Origin of the sequence: Sphingomonas sp. CFBP8993 (genome assembly GCF_034044895.1) — a bacterium.
Classification (GTDB): Bacteria; Pseudomonadota; Alphaproteobacteria; order Sphingomonadales; family Sphingomonadaceae; genus Sphingomonas.
In genome coordinates, this window is record NZ_JAXCWU010000010.1 from 35769 (window position 1) to 55000 (window position 19232).

The window sequence follows — 19232 nt, forward strand, 5'->3', positions numbered from 1 at the left end:
CTCGGTTGCTACGCAAAGATCAGCCGTGCCCGTGCTGCGTCGCTGCATTCGGCCGGAGGTCGGGTCGTACCAGCAGATGTAGAGGTTCGGGCTGACGACCTCGCCGCCCTTGCCCCGGAGGTGATCGAGGTGGAATTCACCCCGGCGGTAGAAAACTTTCGGTGCCGGCACTGCGCTTTTTCCTTCAGGATTTCGCTTCGCGCCTTTCCAAGCAGGTTCACTGCACCCACCAGGGTGAGGAGGTCGAGATCCTCCGACTTGAGGTTGATGCCCCGGTCCGTCTGGATCGCACGGGCGATCTTGCGGTCGAGCCGCAGGATGGCGTCGGCGGTTGCCGCGTCGATCATGTCCTGGGGGAGGATCGGGCCGGTCCCCGGCGTCATCGCGACGGTGCCGCCGGCGTCCGCGTCGATGCTCATCATGTCTTTTCCTTCCTGACGTGGGTAACCCCCCACGTGCAGGGCCTTCTTCTCACCCGAAGTGGTCGTCGGTGACCTTCAGGCGATCCGCGATCTCGCGTCGCGAGACAGTGACGCCGACATCGGCGGCGATGACCGGCCATTCGGCCAGCGCGCCGCGCGTTCGGTCGATGATCTGCGCGATGACGCGATCCGACAGGCCATGGCGGCGGCCCAGCGCGAGGACGTGGGCGCGGGTTGGGGTGCGGCCTTCGCCTTCGACAGCGAGATAGTGTTCGCCGCCCGGGCCGACCGAGAAGGTCAGATCATAGGCCGGGGCGAGGCGCCACTCACCGCTCGGTCCCATCAGATAGCTATGCTGACGGGTATGGTCGTCGCGATTATGCGCCAGGACGTTGAAGACCATGCGGCGGAACGCTTGTTCGACGTCGCCGGCATGGCGGGTGATCGCCATGGTCGCACGCAGGAATCCGTCATAGTCGAGGCTCGGCATCTCGGACGGGGCTTCCGCTGCCCCGGCGAGGGATACCATGTGCAGCCGGCGCCCGGGGGCCGGTCGATCGAAGCGGCGCGTCGCGAAATAGCCCGGTCCATCGCGCTCGGGCAGAACGCAGGATTCCGCGATCGTCAGTCCGGCGGTCCGGGCCATGCGCGCATAGGCTTCCTCGACCGGGCCGATATCGACGGGATCGCCGGTCGCGCGGAACTTGACGATCCAGGCGTCATGGCCGTCCGCGGCCTCGCCGACGCTGATCGCACCGTCGGGGGCGAAGCCGACATGAACCTTGGGACGAGCGCCGCCCGAGGCGCCCCCCAGCGCCGCCAGCGTGTCGACCAGCGCGCCCTCGTCTCCCGCGAGGAGCAACCGTGATTCCTCGGCCAAGGCATCGAGGTCGATCGTCCCGATCGCTTCGTCAGGCGTGGTGGCTGGCTGATAGACCAGCGCGCCACGGCCACCGGCGCCGATGATTGCCAGCTTATCGACGGGGTTCAGCGTGTCGAACTGGACGTCGATCCTGGCGAGGCGACGCCGCAGCAGCAGCCGTCCCCAGGCATCGGGCAGGCTGTCCGCCAGGAAGCCGTGCAGCCCGCCGAACGACCGGCTCCGCGCGGCGTGCAAGCCCGGTTCGGGAGGATAGAGCAGCGGGGCGACGGGCAAGCCGCTGCGGATCACGTCGGGCGACCATTCGAGCTGGGCGACGCCACCGGCCATTACGACCCGGCCGGCTGGCGCAGCGGGCATGGTATCGTCGAACGCCAGCGCGAGCCCCAGCGGTGTCCCCGGCCTCAGCTTCACGATGGGATCCTCGACACTGCAAGGCGGCGGCGCTTCGGGGCGGTGCGTTCGGTCATCCGGTTTTGCTCCAGCAGGGCATCCATCGAACTGGCCACCGGCTCCGGAAAGAGGACGAACAGATCCTGCTCGCACCGCAGCGCCACGGCCGCGCGGACGAGATCGTCGATCGACGCCTTGCCCTCGGCCTCAAGGCGCCGCCAAGTTCGATAGGAGACGCCGGCGCGAGATGCGGCATCGACCTGTGTCAGGTTCATCGCCAGTCGGCGGCGCTTGACCTTCTGGCCGATTTCGGCGGAAATCTCGCTCGGCGCGTACATCATCGTCCGTATATGGACCGTAATTACCATTTTGGCAATTTTAGAGGCCATATACGGACGGTTCTATTGTGTCAGCACGGCAGCCCGCCGGGCGATTGCCAGCATCAGGCCGGTGTCGAAGGCGTGGCCCAGCGATCCCTCGACGAAACGGTCGGCGCGCAGCAGATAGGTCAGGACCCAGCCGATCTGGTCGGCCGTCGCATTGGCGATCGCGGAGGGATCCTGGGTCAGGCGTAGCAATGTCGCGCGCGCCGCGTCCGTTACCGGGCGGTGATAGGGAGCCGCGACATCCTCGGACGCGATTACCGCGACGAAGGCGGAGGCGAGCTCGGAGAGCCGGAACCAGGCCATGGTGATGACTCCCTCGGCCGAGCATTCCGGCTTGGTCCATTCGCCGGCCACGAAAGCGGGATCGGCCAGGACGGGGGCGAAGGCGGCGATGTTGCGAAGCGTGGCGATGTCCATATGCTGATCCTAACCGCGCCATGAGGGGCGGGCATCGTTTTTGCGTAATGGCTATATCATGACGGACCCACTCGACCGCGACCTTGCCCGACTGGCCCACCATGCGACCCCGGCGGCGCTGGACGATGTGGAGCGACGTATCGCCGCCGCGATCGCGGCTCCGGACCGCGCCGACACGGGATTTTCCGGCGGCCTGGTGCTGGCGGGCGGGGCGGCGCTGCTGCTGGGGGTGGCCGGAGGCGGCGTGATGGCGGGCCGGATCGAAGCGCGCGAGCGTCCGCCGGTTATGGTCGCGGCCCTCGATAGCGGGCTGGAAACCGGCCTTGCGCCCTCCACCCTGCTGCTCGGCCGGTGAGCGGGGTGTTGCGCCGCCATTTGCTGATCATGGTCATCGCCTTTGTCGCGGCGCTGGCGGGGGTCTGGGTCGGATGTCGGTTGATGATGCCCGCCGCGCCGCCGCCTAGCGATCTGCACGCGCTGGTCCACCGGGAGATCGCGCTCGACGCGCGGCAGAAGGGTGCACTCGACCAGCTGGAGGCGCGGTTCGCGGTCACGCGCGCGGGGCTTCAGGCGCGGTTGCGGGCGGACAATGCCCGGCTGGCCGCCGCGATCGAGGCCGAGCATCGCGACGGCCCGCGCGTCGCCCAGGCGATCGACGCGGTGCATCGGTCGATGGGCGACCTGCAAAAGGCGACGCTGGCGCATGTCTTTGCGATGCGCGCCCAGCTTCGCCCCGATCAGGCGGCGACCTTCGACCGGCTGGTGGTGGCCAAGCTGACCGATACGGCGGGTTAAGCGGGCGCGTGGGCGACCGCGACCTGGCGGGACTGGCCGATGGCGATCTGGTCGCGCTGGCGCTGGGCGAGCGGCCGGGTGCCTATGCCGCGCTTGTCACCCGGCACAAGGCGGCGCTGTACCGCCTGATCCTGGCGCATGTCCGCGATGCCGACGAGGCGCTGGACCTGGTCCAGGAGAGCTTCGTCGCGGCGCATGGTGCGCTGGCGCGGTTCGATGCGGCGCGCTCCTTTCGCGCCTGGCTCAGCCGTATCGCGCTCAACAAGTGCCGGGACTGGGCGCGGCGGCGGCGGGTGCGGGCGATGCTGTCGCGCGTCCTGCCGGTCGAGGCGGTCGAGGCGGTGGCCGATGACCGGATCGATGCGGAGGCGGCGGCGATCGAGCGCGATTCGCTGGTCCGGACGCTGGCCGCGCTCGACGCGCTGCCCGACGCCCTGCGCGCGCCGCTGTTGCTGTGCGCGGTCGAGGGGCTGAGCCAGGCCGAGGCGGGCGAGGCGCTGGGGCTGAGCGCCAAGGCGGTCGAACTGCGCATCCGCCGGGCCCGCGCCGCGCTGCGCGAACGAACGGGGTGAGGGGAGGCGCTTCGGCATGCGTATAGCGGGGCATGACCGATTCCACGACGTTGATGCGCCGCCGTGACCTGCTGGCCGGTGGCGTCGGCCTGGGGACGCTGGCCGCCATGCCCGCCTGGGCGCAGCACCATTCGCCCGGACTGTCGCCGCGCGCCGAACTGAGCGGGCCCGACATCACCCTGACCGTCGCGCGCCAGCACATGATGATCGACGGCAAGCCCTATCACGTGATCGGCATCAACGGGTCGACGCCCGCCCCGCTGATCCGCCTGCGCGAGGGGCAGCGGGCGCGGATCACCGTGGTCAACACCCTGGACGAGGAGACGTCGATCCACTGGCACGGACTGCTCCTGCCTTTCCAGATGGACGGGGTGCCGGGGATCAGCTTTCCGGGCATTCCGGCGGGCGGGCGCTTCACCTATGAGTTTCCGATCGTCCAGTCCGGGACCTACTGGTATCACAGCCATTCGGGTTTGCAGGAGCAGGAAGGGCATTACGGCCCGATCGTCATCGACCCCGCCGGGCCCGATCCGATCATGTCCGACCGCGAGCATGTGGTCGTGCTGTCCGATCACAGCCCGCTTCACCCCCATGCGATCTTTCGGCGACTGAAGATGCAGGGCGGCTATTTCAACTATCAGAAGCAGACTCTGGCGGGGTTGCTGGCAGGCCGGGATCAGCCCCTGGCCGAGCGGATGGACTGGGGCCGGATGCGGATGGACCCCAGCGACGTGTCCGACGTGACGGGATCGACCTATCGCTACCTCGTCAACGGGCATGGTCCGGCGGACAACTGGACCGGCCTGTTCTCGCCGGGCGAGCGGGTGCGGCTGCGCATCATCAACGCCTCGGCGATGACCAACTTCAACATCCGCATTCCCGGCCTGACGCTCAGCGTCGTGCAGGCGGACGGGCTGGCGGTGCAGCCGGTGACGGTCGACGAACTGCAGATCGCCGTGGCCGAGACCTATGACGTGATCGTCACCCCGACCGACGACCGGGCCTATACGCTGGTCGCCGAGACCTGGAATCGATCGGGCATGGCGCGCGGTACGCTGGCCCCGCGCATGGGGATGGTCGCGCCGGTGCCCGCGCTGCGCCCCCGGCCGCTGGCGACGATGAAGGATATGGGGATGGGTGGCATGGACCATGGCGGCGGCGGTGGTTCGGCGGGCTGTACGCCCGAACACGCCGCGATGGGCCATTGTAAGTCCGGCGATATGCCGGGGATGGCGCACGGCCAGATGGACCATGGCGGCATGAGCCATTCCATGCGGGACTTCGCCAATGCGCCGGGCCTGCCGCGCACGCCCGTGGTGCAGACGGTCGCGCCAATGCCCGTCGACCGCACCGGCGAGCCGCCCCAGGGGCTCGGCGATGTCGGCCACCGGGTCCTGACCTATCGCGACCTGAAGAGCATCGCCGTCAATCCCGATGTCCGGGTGCCGTCGCGCGCGCTGACCATCCACCTGACCGGGAATATGGAACGCTATATGTGGGCGTTCGACGGGGTGAAGCTGAACGCCGTGACCGCGCCGATCCCGTTCCGGCTGGGCGAGCGGGTGCGCGTCACCCTGGTCAACGATACGATGATGGCGCATCCCATCCATCTGCACGGCCATTTCTTCGAGCTGGTAACCGGGCACGGCGATCACGCGCCGCGCAAGCACACGGTCAATGTCGCGCCGGGCGGCACCGTCACCTTCGACCTGACCGCCGATGCGGAGGGCGACTGGGCGTTCCACTGCCACATGCTCTATCACATGCATGCCGGCATGATGCAGGTCGTGACGGTCCGGCGCGATGCGAAAACGGAGGCCGCGGCATGATCCTGATCGCGCTCCTGCTCGCCGAACCCCAGTATCGGCATGACATGATGCCGGGCATGGCGATGCCGGGCATGGCGATGCCCAAGGCCCCGGCGCGCAAGCAACCCGCGCCGCGCGCCAAGGCCGTCGTGAAGAAGGCAAAGCCGCGCAGCGCTCCCCGTCGCGTATCGGGCTGTACGGCTGAACATGCCGCTATGGGGCATTGCCGTGCGGGGAAGGCTGTCCAAACACAGGGTGCCGTCGCCGCCAAGGACCATGGCGGAATGCCGGGCATGGCGATGGACCACGGGGCGATGCCCGGCATGGCCTCCAATCCCGGCGCATCCGCCTGTACGACCGAGCATGAGGCGATGGGGCACTGCCGCATGGCAGAGTCGCCCCAGGAGCAGCAGGGCAAGCCTCCCGTGATGGGCCATGGCGGGATGCCGGGCATGGCGATGGATCATGGAACGATGCCGGGCATGGCCTCCAAGCCCGGCGCACCCGTCTGTACGCCCGAGCATGAAGCGATGGGGCATTGTCGTTCGGCGGTGTCCACCCAGGGGCAGGATGGTGCGGCAACCATGCCGGGGATGGTGATGGACCACAGTGCCATGCCGGGCATGGCGGCGGGGCAGGGAATGGTGGGCGATGCCCCGCCCCCGGCGGCCCCGACCGACAGGGCGGCGGACCGGTTCTACGACCCCGCCGTCATGGCCGCCGCGAACGCGCAGATGCGAGCCGAGCATGGCGGCATGCGCTTCTCGCAGATCCTGTTCAACCTCGCCGAAATCCAGGTCCGCGACGGCCGCGAAGGCTATCGCTGGGACGGGGAGGGGTGGTTCGGCGGCGACATCCACCGGCTGGTCGTGAAGACCGAGGGCGAGGGGACGTTCGGCCGATCGGTCGGCGCGGCCGAGGTGCAGGCACTTTATGCCCGCGCGATCGACCCTTATTGGAACCTCCAGGCGGGCCTGCGCCAGGATGTCGGGTCGGGCGCGCGGCGCACCTATGCGGTGATCGGCATCGAGGGGCTGGCCCCCTATTGGTTCGATGTCGAGGGCGCGCTGTTCCTGTCCGACAAGGGCGAGGTCCTGGCCCGCGCCGAGGCCTGGGTCGACCAGCGCCTGACCCAGCGGGCGATCCTGCAACCGCGGCTGGAGGTGAATCTGGCCGCGCAGGACGTACCCGAACAGAGGATCGCGGCGGGCGTGTCCAATATCGAGCTGGGCCTGCGCCTGCGGTACGAGATCGCCCGCGAGTTCGCCCCCTATGTCGGGGTGACCTGGGAACGGCGCTATGGCCCGGCCGGGGGCAGCGGCGCGGCGTTGGCGCTGGGCATCCGCACCTGGTTCTGAATGGCTGTTCAAAAATGCGCTGGAAGCGCATTTGGCGGCACCAGCCCGCTCCCCCACCCGGCCTCCCACAGAATATTCTGGATGGGAGGCCGGGTGGGGGAGCGGGCCGGTGCCGCCTGGAAGCAGTCAGTCGCGCTCCAGCCATTCGGCGTCGATCACCAGCAGCAGCCGGTCCTCGGCCGTCCCGGCGATCGGCGGCGAGCGGTGGATGATCGCCCGGTCGCCCGCCAGCGCGCGCCCCTTGAACAGCCCGACATCGCCGGTCGCCAGCGCGCGCGGCGGCGTGTCGGCATCGGCACCGAGCGGCAGCCACTGCGTCGCCTGGCCCGCATAGGTGCAGATCAGCCGCATCGCGACATAGTCGGCATGGAATTTCCAGCACCCGTTGCCGGTCACCCGCTCCAGCCGCACCTCGACCCGCTCTTCGCCCGACAGGGACGCGAACAGTGTCGCCAGTCGCCCGGCATCCTGCGCCAGCACCGGATGCCAATCATGCGCCGGACCATCATCCGCAAGCAGGTCGGACAATGTTCGCTCGACCGCTGGCGCGGGGGCCGCAAAGCGGATCGGAGAAAGGGCGCCGATATCGGGCCGGTCGAGCGGCGTGGGCCGTTGCCAGACCGCCAGCGTCACCGCCGGATCGTCGATCGCCGCCAGGATCGTCGCTTGTGTGTTGAACGCAACATGATTGGGCAGGGCGATGGCGTCAGGATCGAGCAACGGGGCAACATCGGAGGACACGGGCACAGGGCTCCACATGATTTTGGAATGTAATGGTACAACATTATATTCCTTCCGCAAAGTCCGTGCCTTTTCCCCATGCAAAAGGGGGCGGCACCTTGCGGCGCCGCCCCCTTTTTTGTCGTTGTGGACAGGTGGCTTATGCGACCTCTTCGTCCGGGAAAGCGTTGGTCGGCTTCGATCCCCAGATCGCGTAGAACAGGATGTAGAGTTCACATGCCGCTGGAATGAGAAACGAGATGCTCAGGCCATGGTGATCGGCAATCCATGCCTGAACCGTTGCCAGCGCGCCGCCAGCGATCGCCATGACCAGGAGACCCGAGCCCTCCTCGGTCAAGGGGCCAAGACCCTTGATGCCCAGGGTGAAGATGGTCGGGAACATGATCGAATGGAACAAGCCGACCAAGACCAGCGCCCACATAGCCAGATGGCCGCTGCCGAGTACCGCCGTCATCACCAGAACGGCCGCGACCAAGGCGTTGAAGGCCAGCAGACGGGCGGGGGCGACATACCGCATGATGAACGCGCCGATAAAGCGACCCACCATCATGCCGCCCCACAGCAGGGTGAGATAGTGGCTGGCTTCCGACGCGCTGAGATTTGCGATGTTCGGCTGCTGGATGAAGCTGATGAGCAGTGACCCGACGCAGATTTCCGCCAGCACGTACAGCCCGATCGCGGGCACGCCGAATACCAGGTTCCGGTGTTTCCAGAGCGAATGCTGATGCCGTTCGGTTGCCGCCATCCGGCTGGTCGCCGAACCGAGGTTGGGAAGCTTGAACCGGCCTATGATGACCGCGATGATGACCAGGACGGCGGCGATCAGCAGATAGGGGATCTGCACGGACTGCGCATCGGCCAGCTTCTGCGCGGCGCTGAGTTTTACCTCGCCGCCTTCGGCCGTGCCCGAGGCCGAACGCGACAGAATGAGCATCGCGCCGAAGGTCGGGGCAACGAAGGTGCCGAGCGAATTAAAGGCCTGCACCAGATTGAGTCGGAACGAGGCCGTGCTGGGCGGTCCGATCACGGCCACATAGGGGTTAGCGGCAACCTGAAGCAGGGTGATCCCGCAGGCGAGGACGAACAGAGCGGTCAGGAAGAAGCCGTAGGAGGCGAATTGCGATGCGGGCAAGAAACCCACCGCGCCAACCGCCATGATGATCAGGCCGACAACCATCGAGCGCTTGTAGCCGATCCGTTCGATCAACTTGGCCGCTGGGAAAGAGGCAACGCCGTAAGCGATGAACCAGACGAACTGGATAAGAAGCGACTGGGTATAGTTGAGATCGAAAACGGCTTTCAGATGGGGAATCAGAATGTCGTTGAGGACGGTGATGAAGCCCCACATGAAGAAAAGACTGGCGAGCAGGGCCAGTGCCGGGCCGTAGCTGGTCGCGCCTCCTCCCCCGACCGATGCGCCGGTGGCGCGTGACGTAACGGGTACGGCCATTGCATTCCTCTCCTTCGCGCCGGGAAACATCGTCAAAAGATGTTCGTTGACCGGCTTGCTCCTAATATTTTGTCTGACTATAGTGACGCAAAAGGCGCGTCAATGGCGTCTGGCGACGAAAGGGTGAGGCATGTCGGTGGCGTCAATCAAGAGCCTTCTTACATTGGTAGCGGTAACCTCCGCAATGACATCCACGGCCGCTCTGGCGAGCGAGGCAAAGCGTGCCCCCGCCGGCCAGTCGTCGGATGGTGCGGCGATCGAGGCGGTGACCCTGACCAACAAGGCCGGGCTGTCGGCGCGCGTCCTGACCTATGGCGCGACGCTCCAGGCGGTGATGGCGCCCGACCGCAACGGCCGGCTCGCCGACGTCCTGCTGGGCTATGACAAGTCCGAAGATTATGTGAACCATCCCAATTTCTTCGGCGTGACCGTGGGCCGCTTCGCCAACCGCATCGGCGGGGGGCGCTTCACGCTCGACGGCAAGCCCTATCAACTGACGCTGAACGACAAGGTCAACTCGTTGCACGGCGGGACCAAGGGCTTCGACAAGCATCTTTGGCGGATCGTGTCGATGAAGGACGGCCCCACCGCCAGCGTGGTGATGGCGCTGACCAGCCCGGACGGCGATCAGGGCTATCCCGGCAAGGTCGATGCGACCGTCACCTATTCGCTGGACGAGGCGGGGTCGCTGACCATCGCGTTCGAGGCGAAGACCGACAAGCCGACCATCGTCAACATGACGAACCACGCGATCTTCAACCTGAACGGCGAGGGGTCGCCGCTCGGCGCGACCTATCACAAGCTGACCATCCCGGCCGCCGCCTATACGCCGGTCGACGCCAAGCTGATCCCGACGGGCGAGCGCAAGCCGGTGCAGGGCACCGTGTTCGACTTCCGCCAGCCCCGCGTGGTCGCCGACGGCATTCGCGACGGCAACGACCAGCAGATCCGCTACGGCCAGGGCTATGATCACAATTTCGCGCTCGACAAGGGGCTGACCGCGACGCCGCAGCTGGCCGCGCGGCTGGAGGACCCCGCCTCGGGCCGCGTGCTCGAAGTGTTGTCGACCGAACCGGGCGTGCAATTCTATACCGGCAACTTCCTCGACGGCACCTATGTCGGCAAGAAGGGGCATCTGTACCGCATGGGCGACGGCATCGCGCTGGAGCCGCAGAAATTCCCGGACTCGCCCAACAAGCCCGACTTCGTCTCGCCGCGCGTCGATCCGGGCAAGCCGTATCGCCACACGATGATCTATCGCTTCTCCACCGCTCGCTGACCGAAAGCCTGACATGACCGACACGCCCAACCCCACGGCACAGCGCCTGCGCAGCCGCGCCTGGTTCGACAATCCCGAAAACATCGACATGACCGCGCTCTATCTGGAGCGGTATCTGAACTTCGGCCTCAGCCTGGAGGAGCTTCAGTCGGGCAAGCCGATCATCGGCATCGCGCAGACCGGCTCGGACCTCAGCCCCTGCAACCGCCACCATCTGGTGCTGGCCGAGCGCGTGCGCGAGGGCGTGCGCGAAATGGGCGGCATCGTCTTGGAATTCCCGGTCCATCCGATCCAGGAAACCGGCAAGCGCCCGACTGCGGGCCTGGACCGCAACCTGGCCTATCTGGGCCTGGTCGAGGTGCTGTACGGCTATCCGCTCGACGCCGTCGTCCTGACGATCGGTTGCGACAAGACGACCCCGGCCGCGCTGATGGCCGCCGCCACGGTCAACATCCCCGCGATCGCGCTGTCGGTCGGGCCGATGCTCAACGGCTGGCACAAGGGCGAGCGCACCGGTTCGGGCACCATCGTGTGGAAGGCGCGCCAGATGCTGGCGGCGGGTGAGATCGACGATGCGGAGTTCATCCGCCTGGTCGCCTCGTCGGCGCCGTCGACCGGCTATTGCAACACGATGGGCACCGCGACGACCATGAATTCGCTGGCCGAAGCGCTGGGCATGTCGCTGCCCGGTTCGGCCGCGATCCCCGCGCCGTATCGCGATCGCCAGGAGGTCGCGTATCTGACCGGCAAGCGCATCGTCGAGATGGTCCATGAAGACCTGAAGCCCTCCGACATCCTGACCAGGGACGCATTCCACAACGCGATCAAGGTCAACTCGGCGATCGGCGGCTCGACCAACGCGCCGATCCATCTGTGCGCCATCGCGCGCCACATCGGCGTCGACCTGCCGGTCGAGGACTGGGAGACCGAGGGGCACAAGGTGCCGCTGCTCGTGAACCTGCAGCCGGCGGGCGAATATCTGGGCGAGGATTATTACCGCGCTGGCGGCGTCCCCGCCGTGGTCAACCAGCTGATCGAGCAGGGCCTGATCCACGAGGACGTGATGACCGTCAACGGCAAGACCATGGGCGAGAACTGCCGCGGCAAGGCGATCGAGGACGAAAAGGTCATCCGCCCCTTTGCCCAGCCGCTGGTCGAGGAAGCGGGCTTCATCGTCCTGTCGGGCAATTTGTTCGACGCGGCCGTCATGAAGACCAGCGTGATCTCGCCCGAGTTCCGCGAACGCTATCTGTCCAACCCGGCCGATCCCGACGCGTTCGAGGGGCCTGCGGTCGTGTTCGACGGGCCGGAGGACTATCACCACCGGATCGACGATCCCGCGACCGGCATCACGCCCGAGACGTTGCTGTTCATGCGCGGCGCGGGGCCGATCGGCTATCCGGGCGCGGCCGAAGTCGTCAACATGCGTCCGCCCGCCTATCTGATCACCGAGGGCGTGCACGCGCTGCCCTGCATCGGTGACGGCCGCCAGTCGGGCACGAGCGGTTCGCCCTCGATCCTGAACGCCAGCCCGGAAGCGGCGGCGATGGGCGGCCTGGCGCTGATCGAAACCGGCGACCGGGTGCGCATCGACCTGAACAAGGGCACGGCCAACATCCTGATCTCGGACGAGGAACTGGCCGAGCGTCGCAAGGTGCTGGCGGCGGCGGGCGGGTATAAATACCCGGCCTCGCAGACCCCGTGGCAGGAAATCCAGCGTTCGGTCGTCGGCCAGATGTCGACGGGTGCGATCCTGGAGGGTGCGGAGAAGTATCAGCGCATCGCCCAGACCCAGGGCCTGCCGCGCGACAACCACTAAAGGTGAGACGGGCCGGGCGGATCATCTTCGCCCGGCCCGCCATTCGCCGTCCACCGGGGGCGGGTCAGTGATGGATCAGCCAGGCCAGCGCGGCTTCGTACGACAGGAAGGCCTCGAAATTCTCCAGCGCATAGTTCCGGCGCGCCTGCAATTTCAACGGGCTGGAATCCAGGACCAGTGCAAGCCGGTCGCTCGCCTGGTAATTTTCGGCGATGCCGTCGCGCATCCGGTGGATCATTTCGGGTGTCATCACGGGCGCGCCGCGTCGATCGATCAGTGCCTTGGCCCAACCGCCCAACCGGGCCCGCGACTCGGTCAGGAACGGTTGGAACGCCGCCCAGTAACGCCCGGCGGTTTCTTGGGTCCAGAGGTTGCTGGTGCGGACCTGCACGATATGGTGATCGTCCATCCAGATGATGAAGTCAGGGTCGTCCACTCTCATACGGCGAAACGCGTTTCTTCGTCAGATGATGTCATCCTGACCATGAATAGAGGCAAAATCGCCGCGGGCCAATCGAGCTTCGGCGCATGCCTGTCTCGCCCGGACACGTCGCGGGGGCCTCGCCGGCGCCGCGCGAGCGAGGCCTTGACCTGTGAACAGCGGCAATCGATACCGCTAACAAGAATGGCGGAGAGGATGTTATGCCAAGCAATACGATCGACCTGATCGGCGCGTTGCCGGATGACTGGCGCGAGGGGTGTTTTGTCGGCCGGATCGACCGGGGCGAGGGGCCTTGCCCCATCCTGGTGGTCGAGGGACAGGTTTATGACATGAGCCGCGTCGCCCCGACCGTCGCCGATCTGCTGGCGGGTGGCGCGATCGATCCGGTGCAGGGCGAGCCGCTGGGCGAGCTGGCCGAGCTGGGCCTGTCGCCGGACGTGGGCGCGGGCAACCGGCTGTTGTCGCCGATCGACCTGCAATGCGTGAAGGCCGCGGGCGTGACCTTTGCCGTGTCCGCGCTGGAGCGGGTGATCGAGGAGCGGGCGCGCGGCGACCATGCCAAGGCGGCGGGCCTTCGCGGGACGCTGGAGGCGGCGCTGGGCGGCAATATCCGCTCGGTCGTGCCCGGTTCGCCCGAAGCCGCGCAGTTGAAGGACGCGCTGATCGCCGAGGGGCTGTGGTCGCAATATCTGGAGGTCGCGATCGGCCCGGATGCCGAGATCTTCACCAAGTCGCCGGTGCTGTCGACGGTGGGCTGGGGGATGCCGGTTGGCGTCCGCTCCGACTCGACCTGGAACAATCCGGAGCCCGAAGTGGTGCTGGTCGCCGATGCGCATGGCAAGGCGGTCGGCGCGACGCTGGGCAACGACGTGAACCTGCGCGATTTCGAGGGGCGCTCGGCGCTGCTGCTCGGCAAGGCGAAAGACAATAACGCGTCCTGTTCGCTGGGTCCGCTGGTCCGCCTGTTCGACGACGGTTTCACCATGGACGATGTCCGGTCGAGCGAGGTCAAGCTGACCATCACCGGCACCGACGGCTATGTGCTGGAGGGTGCAAGCTCGATGGACCAGATCAGCCGCGATCCGGAGGACCTGCTCGGTCAGGCGCTGAGCGAGCATCACTATCCGGACGGGCTGGTCCTGTTCCTGGGCACGCTGTTCGCGCCGACCCAGGACCGCGACGAGCCGGGCCGCGGCTTCACCCACAAGGTCGGCGACACGGTCGTCATCACCAACCCGCGTCTGGGAACGCTGGTCAATCCGGTGATGACCTCGGCCGACGCCCCCGCATGGACCTTCGGTCTGGGCGACCTGATGCGCAATCTGGCCAAGCGCGGCCTGTTGTGACGGAGACGATTTCTATGTTGCAGAAGACCAGCGCGGCCGACACGGTCGCGCGCTATCCCAGCCTGATCGACAAGCGCGTCATCATCACCGGCGGCGGCTCCGGGATCGGTGAGGGGCTGGTCGAGGCGTTCGTGGCGCAGGGCGCCCGCGTCGCGTTCGTCGACATTGCGGAGGATGCCAGCCAAGCGTTGGTCGACCGTCTGTCGGGTGATGCCCGCCATGCGCCGATCCATCGTCGCTGCGACCTGACCAACCTGGACAGCCTGAAGGCGATCTTCGCCAATCTGGAAGCCGCGCTGGGCGGCGTCGACATTCTGGTCAACAATGCGGGCAATGACGATCGCCACAGCATCGCGGACGTGACGCCTGCTTATTGGGATGAGCGGCTGAACGTCAATCTGCGTCACCAGTTCTTCGCCGCGCAAGCGGTGATCCCCGCGATGAAGCGGGCCGGGGGCGGCGCGATCCTGAACTTCGGGTCGATCAGTTGGCATCTGGGTCTGAACGACCTGGTCCTCTACCAGACGTGCAAGGCCGCGATCGAAGGCCTGACCCGCAGCCTGGCGCGCGACCTGGGTCGCGAGAATATCCGCGTGAACACCATCGTCCCGGGCAACGTCCAGACGCCCCGCCAGGAAAAATGGTACACGCCCGAGGGCGAGGCGGAGATCGTCGCGGCGCAATGCCTGGACGGGCGCATCCAGCCGTCGGACGTGGCGGCTTTGGTGCTGTTCCTGGCGTCGGACGATGCGAAGATGTGCACCGGCCACGACTATTTCATCGACGCCGGTTGGCGATAAGACACGGCGCGAAAGCATAGGAGAGAGTGATGCAGCAGGCCGAACATTGCCTGACGGTGGGCGCGACGCTGGGCGAGGGGCCCATCTGGGTCGATGACGCCTTGTGGTTCGTCGATATCAAGCAGCAGCGCGTCTATGCCCATGACCCGGTCGCGGGCACGCTCGATCACTGGGCCTCGCCCGAAATGGTCGGCTGGATCGTGCCGGCGCAGCGCGGCGGCTTCGTGGCCGGGCTGAAATCCGGGCCGCATCACTTCGATCCCGCGACCGGCGCGTTCGAGCGCATGGCCGAGGTCGATACGCATCTGCCCGCCAATCGCCTGAACGACGCGTGCGTCGACGGGCAGGGGCGGATCTGGTTCGGCACGATGGACAATGACGAGACGGCCAAGTCGGGGCGTCTGTTCAGCTGGGTCGCCGGGCTGGTCTCGCCGTCCAGCGCGGCGGCGGTGTGCATCACCAACGGCCCCGCCATCTCGCCCGATGATTCGACGCTTTATCATGTCGATACGCTGGGCAAGGTGATCCTGGCGCATTCGATCCTGGCCGACGGCACGCTGGGCCCCGCGACCGAGTTCGCGCGCTTCGGCGATGCGGACGGCCATCCCGACGGCGCGATCTGCGATGCCGAAGGCGGCGTGTGGGTGGGCTTTTATGGCGGCTGGGCCGCGCGTCGCTATGGCCCGGACGGGGTGATGACCGACGAGGTTCGCTTCCCCGTGTCGAACATCACCAAGATCGCGCTGGGCGGCCCCGATGGCCGCACCGCCTATGCCACGACGGCGCGGCAGGGGCTGTCCGACGAGCAACTGGCCGAGCAGGTCCAGGCGGGGGACATCTTCACCTTCCGCGTGACCGTCCCCGCCAAGCCGCTCAACCGCGCGGCGTTCTGAGGCAGTTCCTGATTCCTCCCCTGCAAGAGGAGGAACAGGGTGAAGGACGATTCCTTTCCCGAACCCGGCGTCTCGGGTGGCCCGCTCCCTCCACGGGGGCGGGCCTTCTTATCCCTCCATCGCGCTGCGGGTATCTTCCAGCGCCAGGTCGACGAGCAACCGCATCGCCTCTCCCGCCGCCTCGACATCGCCCGCGGCGATCGCGTCATAGACCTTCACATGGTCGGGCACCGGATTGCGGGGCAGCGCGCGCGCCCGCTGCTTGAACTGGGTGGTCCAGGCGACCGCCGCGCCGATGCTGGCGCTCAGCACGACCAGCGCGTCGTTGCGCGTCGCGGCCAGCACCGCATTGTGGAAATCCCGGTCGGCCGTCCGCCCCGCGTCGGTCGCCAGCGTATGGCGGCGCATCGCGGCGAGGGCCTCGCGCATGTCCTTCAGGTCCGCCTTGTCTCGCCGCTCGGCCGCCAGCCGCGCGGCGGCAGGCTCGACGATCGCGCGCAGCTCGAACAGGCTGCGAACGAAATGAATGTCCGGCTCGCCCGAAAAGGCCCAGGCGAGGACATCGGGGTCGAGCAGGTTCCAGCGGTGGCGCGGCAGGACGCGGGTGCCCGTCTTGGGGCGGCTTTCGACCAGTCCCTTGGCGCTCAGAACCTGTACCGCTTCCCGATAGGCGCTGCGCGACACGTCGAGCGCTTCGGAAAAGGCGACCTCGCCCGACAGCGTATCGCCGGGGCGATATTCGCCCGAGACGATCGCCGCGCCCAGCTTGTGTGCAATCGCACCGTGCAGGCGGCGGCCGGTGCCGCGCCTGGCCTTGGGTGCCGTCTCCTCGGGTGGCGTATCGGCCACGGGCTCGGGCGATCGGTCGCCCTTCGTCATGCTGTCATCCATCGCGTCTACCTCTCCGCCCCCATCTTCGCGCACAACCTTTAACATTGCCATCGCTCCGTCAAACTAATATGTCGGAGTAATATAAAGGAGCTTCCCCTATGACCGATTTCCGTTCGATCGACGCCGCCACCGGCCAGCCGGTGGGCGACGCCTTTGCGGTGCACGGACCGGCCGATGTCGACGCGGCCTGCGCAGCCGCCGAGGAGGCGTTCGACGTCTATCGCGCCACTTCGCGTGAGGACCGTGCCGCGTTCCTCGACAAGATCGGTGCCGAGATCATGGCCATCGGTGATGATCTGATCGAAGCCGCGATGCGCGAGAGCGGCCTGCCGCGCGCGCGTCTGGAGGGCGAGCGTGGCCGTACCGTCGGCCAGCTGGGCCTGTTCGCCAAGGTGCTGCGCGCCGGGGCCTATCTGCAGGTCCGCGTCGACCCCGCCATGCCCGACCGCCAGCCGCTGCCGCGCCCCGATCTGCGCTTGCGCATGGTGCCGCTTGGGCCCGTCGCGGTGTTCGGCGCGTCGAACTTCCCGCTCGCCTTCTCGACCGCCGGTGGTGATACGGCGTCGGCGCTGGCCGCCGGTTGCCCGGTCGTGGTGAAGGGCCATCCCGCCCATCCGCAGACCGGCGCGCTCGTCGCCGCGGCGATCGAGCGGGCGGTCGAAGCGTGCGGCCTGCCCAAGGGCGTGTTCAGCCACCTGACCGGCCCCAGCAACGATCTGGGCGCCGCGCTGGTCCGTGATCCGCGTATCGCGGCGGTCGGCTTCACCGGCTCGCGCGCCGGTGGCCTGGCGCTGGTCAAGATCGCCCAGGAACGGCCCGTGCCGATTCCCGTCTATGCCGAAATGTCGAGCATCAACCCGGTCGTGCTGATGCCGGAAGCGCTGAAGGCGCGCGGGCAAGCGCTCGGCACCGCCTTTGTCGGCTCGCTGACCATGGGCGCTGGCCAGTTCTGCACCAATCCGGGCCTGCTGCTCGCCATCGAGGGCGAAGGGCTGGACGCATTTGTCGAGGCGGCCCGCACCGCGCTGACCGACGCTGCGGCGCAGACCATGCTGACTCCGGGCATCCATGCCGCCTATACCAAGGCATCGGAGACGCTCGCCGGTCACGACAAGGTCGAGACGGTGGCGCAAGGGAAAGTGGGCGAGGGCGTCACCGCCGGTCGCGCGGCTTTCTTCCAGACCACCGCTCAGGCGTTCCTGGCGGACGAGGCGCTGGGTCATGAAGTGTTCGGCGCATCGTCGATCCTGGTCCGCTGCCGCGACGAGGCGGAACTGACCGCCGTGCTCAAGGCCGCCGAGGGTCAGCTGACCGCGACCATCCAGATGGACGAGGGCGATACCGACATGGCCGCACGGCTGGTGCCGGTGCTCGAGCGCAAGGCGGGCCGTATCCTCGCCAATGGCTGGCCGACGGGTGTCGAGGTGGCGCACGCCATGGTGCATGGCGGGCCGTTCCCCTCGACGTCGGACGCGCGCACGACCTCGGTCGGCAGCATGGCGATCGACCGCTATCTGCGCCCGGTCTCCTATCAGAACCTCAGCGCGGCGCTGCTGCCGCAGGATCTGAAGGACGAAGCGGCGGGCACGCTGCCCCGCCTGGTCGACGGCCAGCCGGGCTAAGGAATGACGGGGGCGCGGGCCGACTGGGTCCGCGCCCCTTTTTGTTGATAGAATATAGGGGAGGATTTGATGGCTGATCGTCTGTTGCAACACCGTGCGCCCGATGGAACCCGTTCGGTCATTCTGGCGCGGGGCGACCAGGCCGCGTTCGTGCCGGGCGTCGAGAGCGTCGTCGCACTGGCCCAGCGCGCGATCGCCGAGGGCAAGACGCTGCTCGAAACCGCGCTGGCCTGTGGTGAAGGCAAGAGTGCCGATCTCGCGGCCGAGCTGGCGGCGGGTCATCTGATCGCGCCGGTCGACCATGAAGACCCCGCACACTGCGTGATGACCGGCACCGGCCTGACCCATCTCGGCTCGGCCGAGGGGCGCGACAAGATGCACCGCGATGCGGCGGCCGCTGCGCACCAGACGGACTCCATGCGTATGTTCCTGGAAGGCGTCGAGGGCGGCAAGCCCGGCGAAGGCCAGGTCGGCCAGCAGCCGGAATGGTTCTACAAGGGCGACGGCACCCAGCTGGTCGGTCCCGGCGCGGCGCTGGAAATGCCTGCCTTCGCGCAGGATGGCGGCGAAGAGCCCGAACTGGCGGGCATCTATCTGATCGGACCCGACGGCACCCCGCATCGCCTGGGCCTGTGCCTCGCCAACGAGTTCTCCGACCATGTGACCGAGCGGCACAATTATCTGTGGCTGGCCCATTCCAAGCTGCGTCCGGCCGCGCTCGGTGCCGAGCTGCTGCTCGGCGAAGTGCCCGAGCATATCGAGGGGACCAGCAAGATCGCCCGCGACGGCCAGACCATCTGGGAAAAGCCGTTCCTGTCGGGCGAGGCGAACATGTCGCACAGCCTGGCGAACCTCGAGCATCACCATTTCAAATATGCGCTGTTCCGTCGTCCGGGCGATGTCCATGTGCACTTCTTC

Annotated in this window: 20 protein-coding genes (1 of these 20 only partly in view); 12 read left to right on the forward strand and 8 right to left on the reverse strand. The window is 67.3% G+C overall.

All coding sequences use genetic code 11. The features are described 5' to 3' along the window. Positions 1–8 precede the first annotated feature (8 nt). Genes SOM26_RS16870 through SOM26_RS16885 form a run of 4 tightly spaced genes read right to left on the reverse strand, consistent with a single transcriptional unit; the run spans position 9 to position 2498 of the window. Positions 9–422: a hypothetical protein gene (locus tag SOM26_RS16870; RefSeq protein WP_320453879.1), complete on the reverse strand. Its 414-nt coding sequence runs from the start codon at positions 420–422 to the stop codon at positions 9–11. A 49-nt stretch (positions 423–471) separates the two neighbouring features. After that, positions 472–1716 carry a type II toxin-antitoxin system HipA family toxin gene (locus SOM26_RS16875; protein ID WP_320453880.1) on the reverse strand — a complete coding sequence of 415 codons (1245 nt, stop codon included), beginning with the start codon at positions 1714–1716 and terminating at the stop codon, positions 472–474. Next, complete coding sequence (locus SOM26_RS16880) at positions 1713–2036, reverse strand: helix-turn-helix domain-containing protein (protein WP_320453881.1); 324 nt, start codon at positions 2034–2036, stop codon at positions 1713–1715. The genes SOM26_RS16875 and SOM26_RS16880 overlap by 4 nt, the downstream gene beginning before the upstream one ends. Before the next feature lie 60 nt (positions 2037–2096). Continuing rightward, positions 2097–2498 carry a DUF6508 domain-containing protein gene (locus SOM26_RS16885; RefSeq protein WP_320453882.1) on the reverse strand — a complete coding sequence of 134 codons (402 nt, stop codon included), beginning with the start codon at positions 2496–2498 and terminating at the stop codon, positions 2097–2099. 58 nt (positions 2499–2556) lie between these two features. Here SOM26_RS16885 and SOM26_RS16890 point away from each other — a divergent pair, with 58 nt between their 5' ends. From SOM26_RS16890 to SOM26_RS16910, 5 genes are read left to right on the forward strand one after another with little or no spacing between them, the layout of a single operon-like run. Beyond that, the gene (locus tag SOM26_RS16890) at positions 2557–2853 is read left to right on the forward strand and encodes a hypothetical protein (protein WP_320453883.1); all 297 of its coding nucleotides are present in this window, start codon (positions 2557–2559) and stop codon (positions 2851–2853) included. 5 nt (positions 2854–2858) lie between these two features. Continuing rightward, a complete protein-coding gene (locus SOM26_RS16895; protein WP_320453884.1) occupies positions 2859–3293 on the forward strand; it encodes a periplasmic heavy metal sensor in 435 nt (144 codons plus the stop codon). Between the two features lie 8 nt (positions 3294–3301). Further along, positions 3302–3865, forward strand: a complete 564-nt coding sequence (locus tag SOM26_RS16900) for an RNA polymerase sigma factor (protein WP_320453885.1) — start codon at positions 3302–3304, stop codon at positions 3863–3865. Between the two features lie 32 nt (positions 3866–3897). Continuing rightward, on the forward strand, positions 3898–5694 hold the full coding sequence (locus SOM26_RS16905; RefSeq protein ID WP_414712086.1) for a copper resistance system multicopper oxidase: 1797 nt from the start codon (positions 3898–3900) through the stop codon (positions 5692–5694). Further along, positions 5691–7031, forward strand: coding sequence for a copper resistance protein B (locus tag SOM26_RS16910; protein ID WP_320453886.1), 1341 nt, complete (start codon positions 5691–5693; stop codon positions 7029–7031). Before SOM26_RS16905 ends, SOM26_RS16910 begins: the two co-directional genes overlap by 4 nt. A 126-nt stretch (positions 7032–7157) precedes the next feature. Here the strand turns inward: SOM26_RS16910 and SOM26_RS16915 are convergent, their stop codons facing one another. Next, positions 7158–7751, reverse strand: a complete 594-nt coding sequence (locus SOM26_RS16915; protein ID WP_320453887.1) for a DUF1826 domain-containing protein — start codon at positions 7749–7751, stop codon at positions 7158–7160. A 160-nt stretch (positions 7752–7911) separates the two neighbouring features. Further along, complete coding sequence (locus SOM26_RS16920) at positions 7912–9222, reverse strand: sugar MFS transporter (RefSeq protein ID WP_320453888.1); 1311 nt, start codon at positions 9220–9222, stop codon at positions 7912–7914. Between the two features lie 184 nt (positions 9223–9406). On the opposite strand from SOM26_RS16920, the gene SOM26_RS16925 reads away from it, so the two are divergent. Then, entirely contained in the window at positions 9407–10501 is a 1095-nt protein-coding gene (locus tag SOM26_RS16925) for an aldose epimerase family protein (RefSeq protein WP_320453889.1), read from the forward strand. Positions 10502–10514: 13 nt separating this feature from the next. Then, positions 10515–12320 (forward strand): IlvD/Edd family dehydratase, encoded by a 1806-nt coding sequence (locus SOM26_RS16930; protein ID WP_320453890.1) that lies wholly within the window; start codon positions 10515–10517, stop codon positions 12318–12320. A gap of 64 nt (positions 12321–12384) precedes the next feature. Here the strand turns inward: SOM26_RS16930 and SOM26_RS16935 are convergent, their stop codons facing one another. After that, positions 12385–12756: a hypothetical protein gene (locus SOM26_RS16935; RefSeq protein WP_320453891.1), complete on the reverse strand. Its 372-nt coding sequence runs from the start codon at positions 12754–12756 to the stop codon at positions 12385–12387. A gap of 206 nt (positions 12757–12962) precedes the next feature. Here SOM26_RS16935 and SOM26_RS16940 point away from each other — a divergent pair, with 206 nt between their 5' ends. Genes SOM26_RS16940 through SOM26_RS16950 form a run of 3 tightly spaced genes read left to right on the forward strand, consistent with a single transcriptional unit; the run spans position 12963 to position 15801 of the window. After that, positions 12963–14108, forward strand: a complete 1146-nt coding sequence (locus SOM26_RS16940) for a fumarylacetoacetate hydrolase family protein (protein WP_320453892.1) — start codon at positions 12963–12965, stop codon at positions 14106–14108. Between the two features lie 14 nt (positions 14109–14122). Then, positions 14123–14908, forward strand: a complete 786-nt coding sequence (xylB, locus tag SOM26_RS16945) for a D-xylose 1-dehydrogenase (protein WP_320453893.1) — start codon at positions 14123–14125, stop codon at positions 14906–14908. 29 nt (positions 14909–14937) lie between these two features. Next, positions 14938–15801: an SMP-30/gluconolactonase/LRE family protein gene (locus SOM26_RS16950; protein WP_320453894.1), complete on the forward strand. Its 864-nt coding sequence runs from the start codon at positions 14938–14940 to the stop codon at positions 15799–15801. Between the two features lie 108 nt (positions 15802–15909). Here SOM26_RS16950 and SOM26_RS16955 read toward each other — a convergent pair whose 3' ends face one another. Next, a complete protein-coding gene (locus SOM26_RS16955; RefSeq protein ID WP_320453895.1) occupies positions 15910–16680 on the reverse strand; it encodes a FadR/GntR family transcriptional regulator in 771 nt (256 codons plus the stop codon). A gap of 110 nt (positions 16681–16790) precedes the next feature. Here SOM26_RS16955 and SOM26_RS16960 point away from each other — a divergent pair, with 110 nt between their 5' ends. Then, complete coding sequence (locus tag SOM26_RS16960; RefSeq protein WP_320453896.1) at positions 16791–18314, forward strand: aldehyde dehydrogenase (NADP(+)); 1524 nt, start codon at positions 16791–16793, stop codon at positions 18312–18314. Positions 18315–18383: 69 nt separating this feature from the next. Continuing rightward, on the forward strand, positions 18384–19232 hold the 5' portion of the coding sequence (gene araD1 / locus SOM26_RS16965) for an AraD1 family protein (protein ID WP_320453897.1). Its footprint extends 144 nt past the window's final position; the window shows 849 of its 993 coding nt (coding positions 1–849); the start codon lies at positions 18384–18386; its stop codon lies beyond the right edge, outside the window.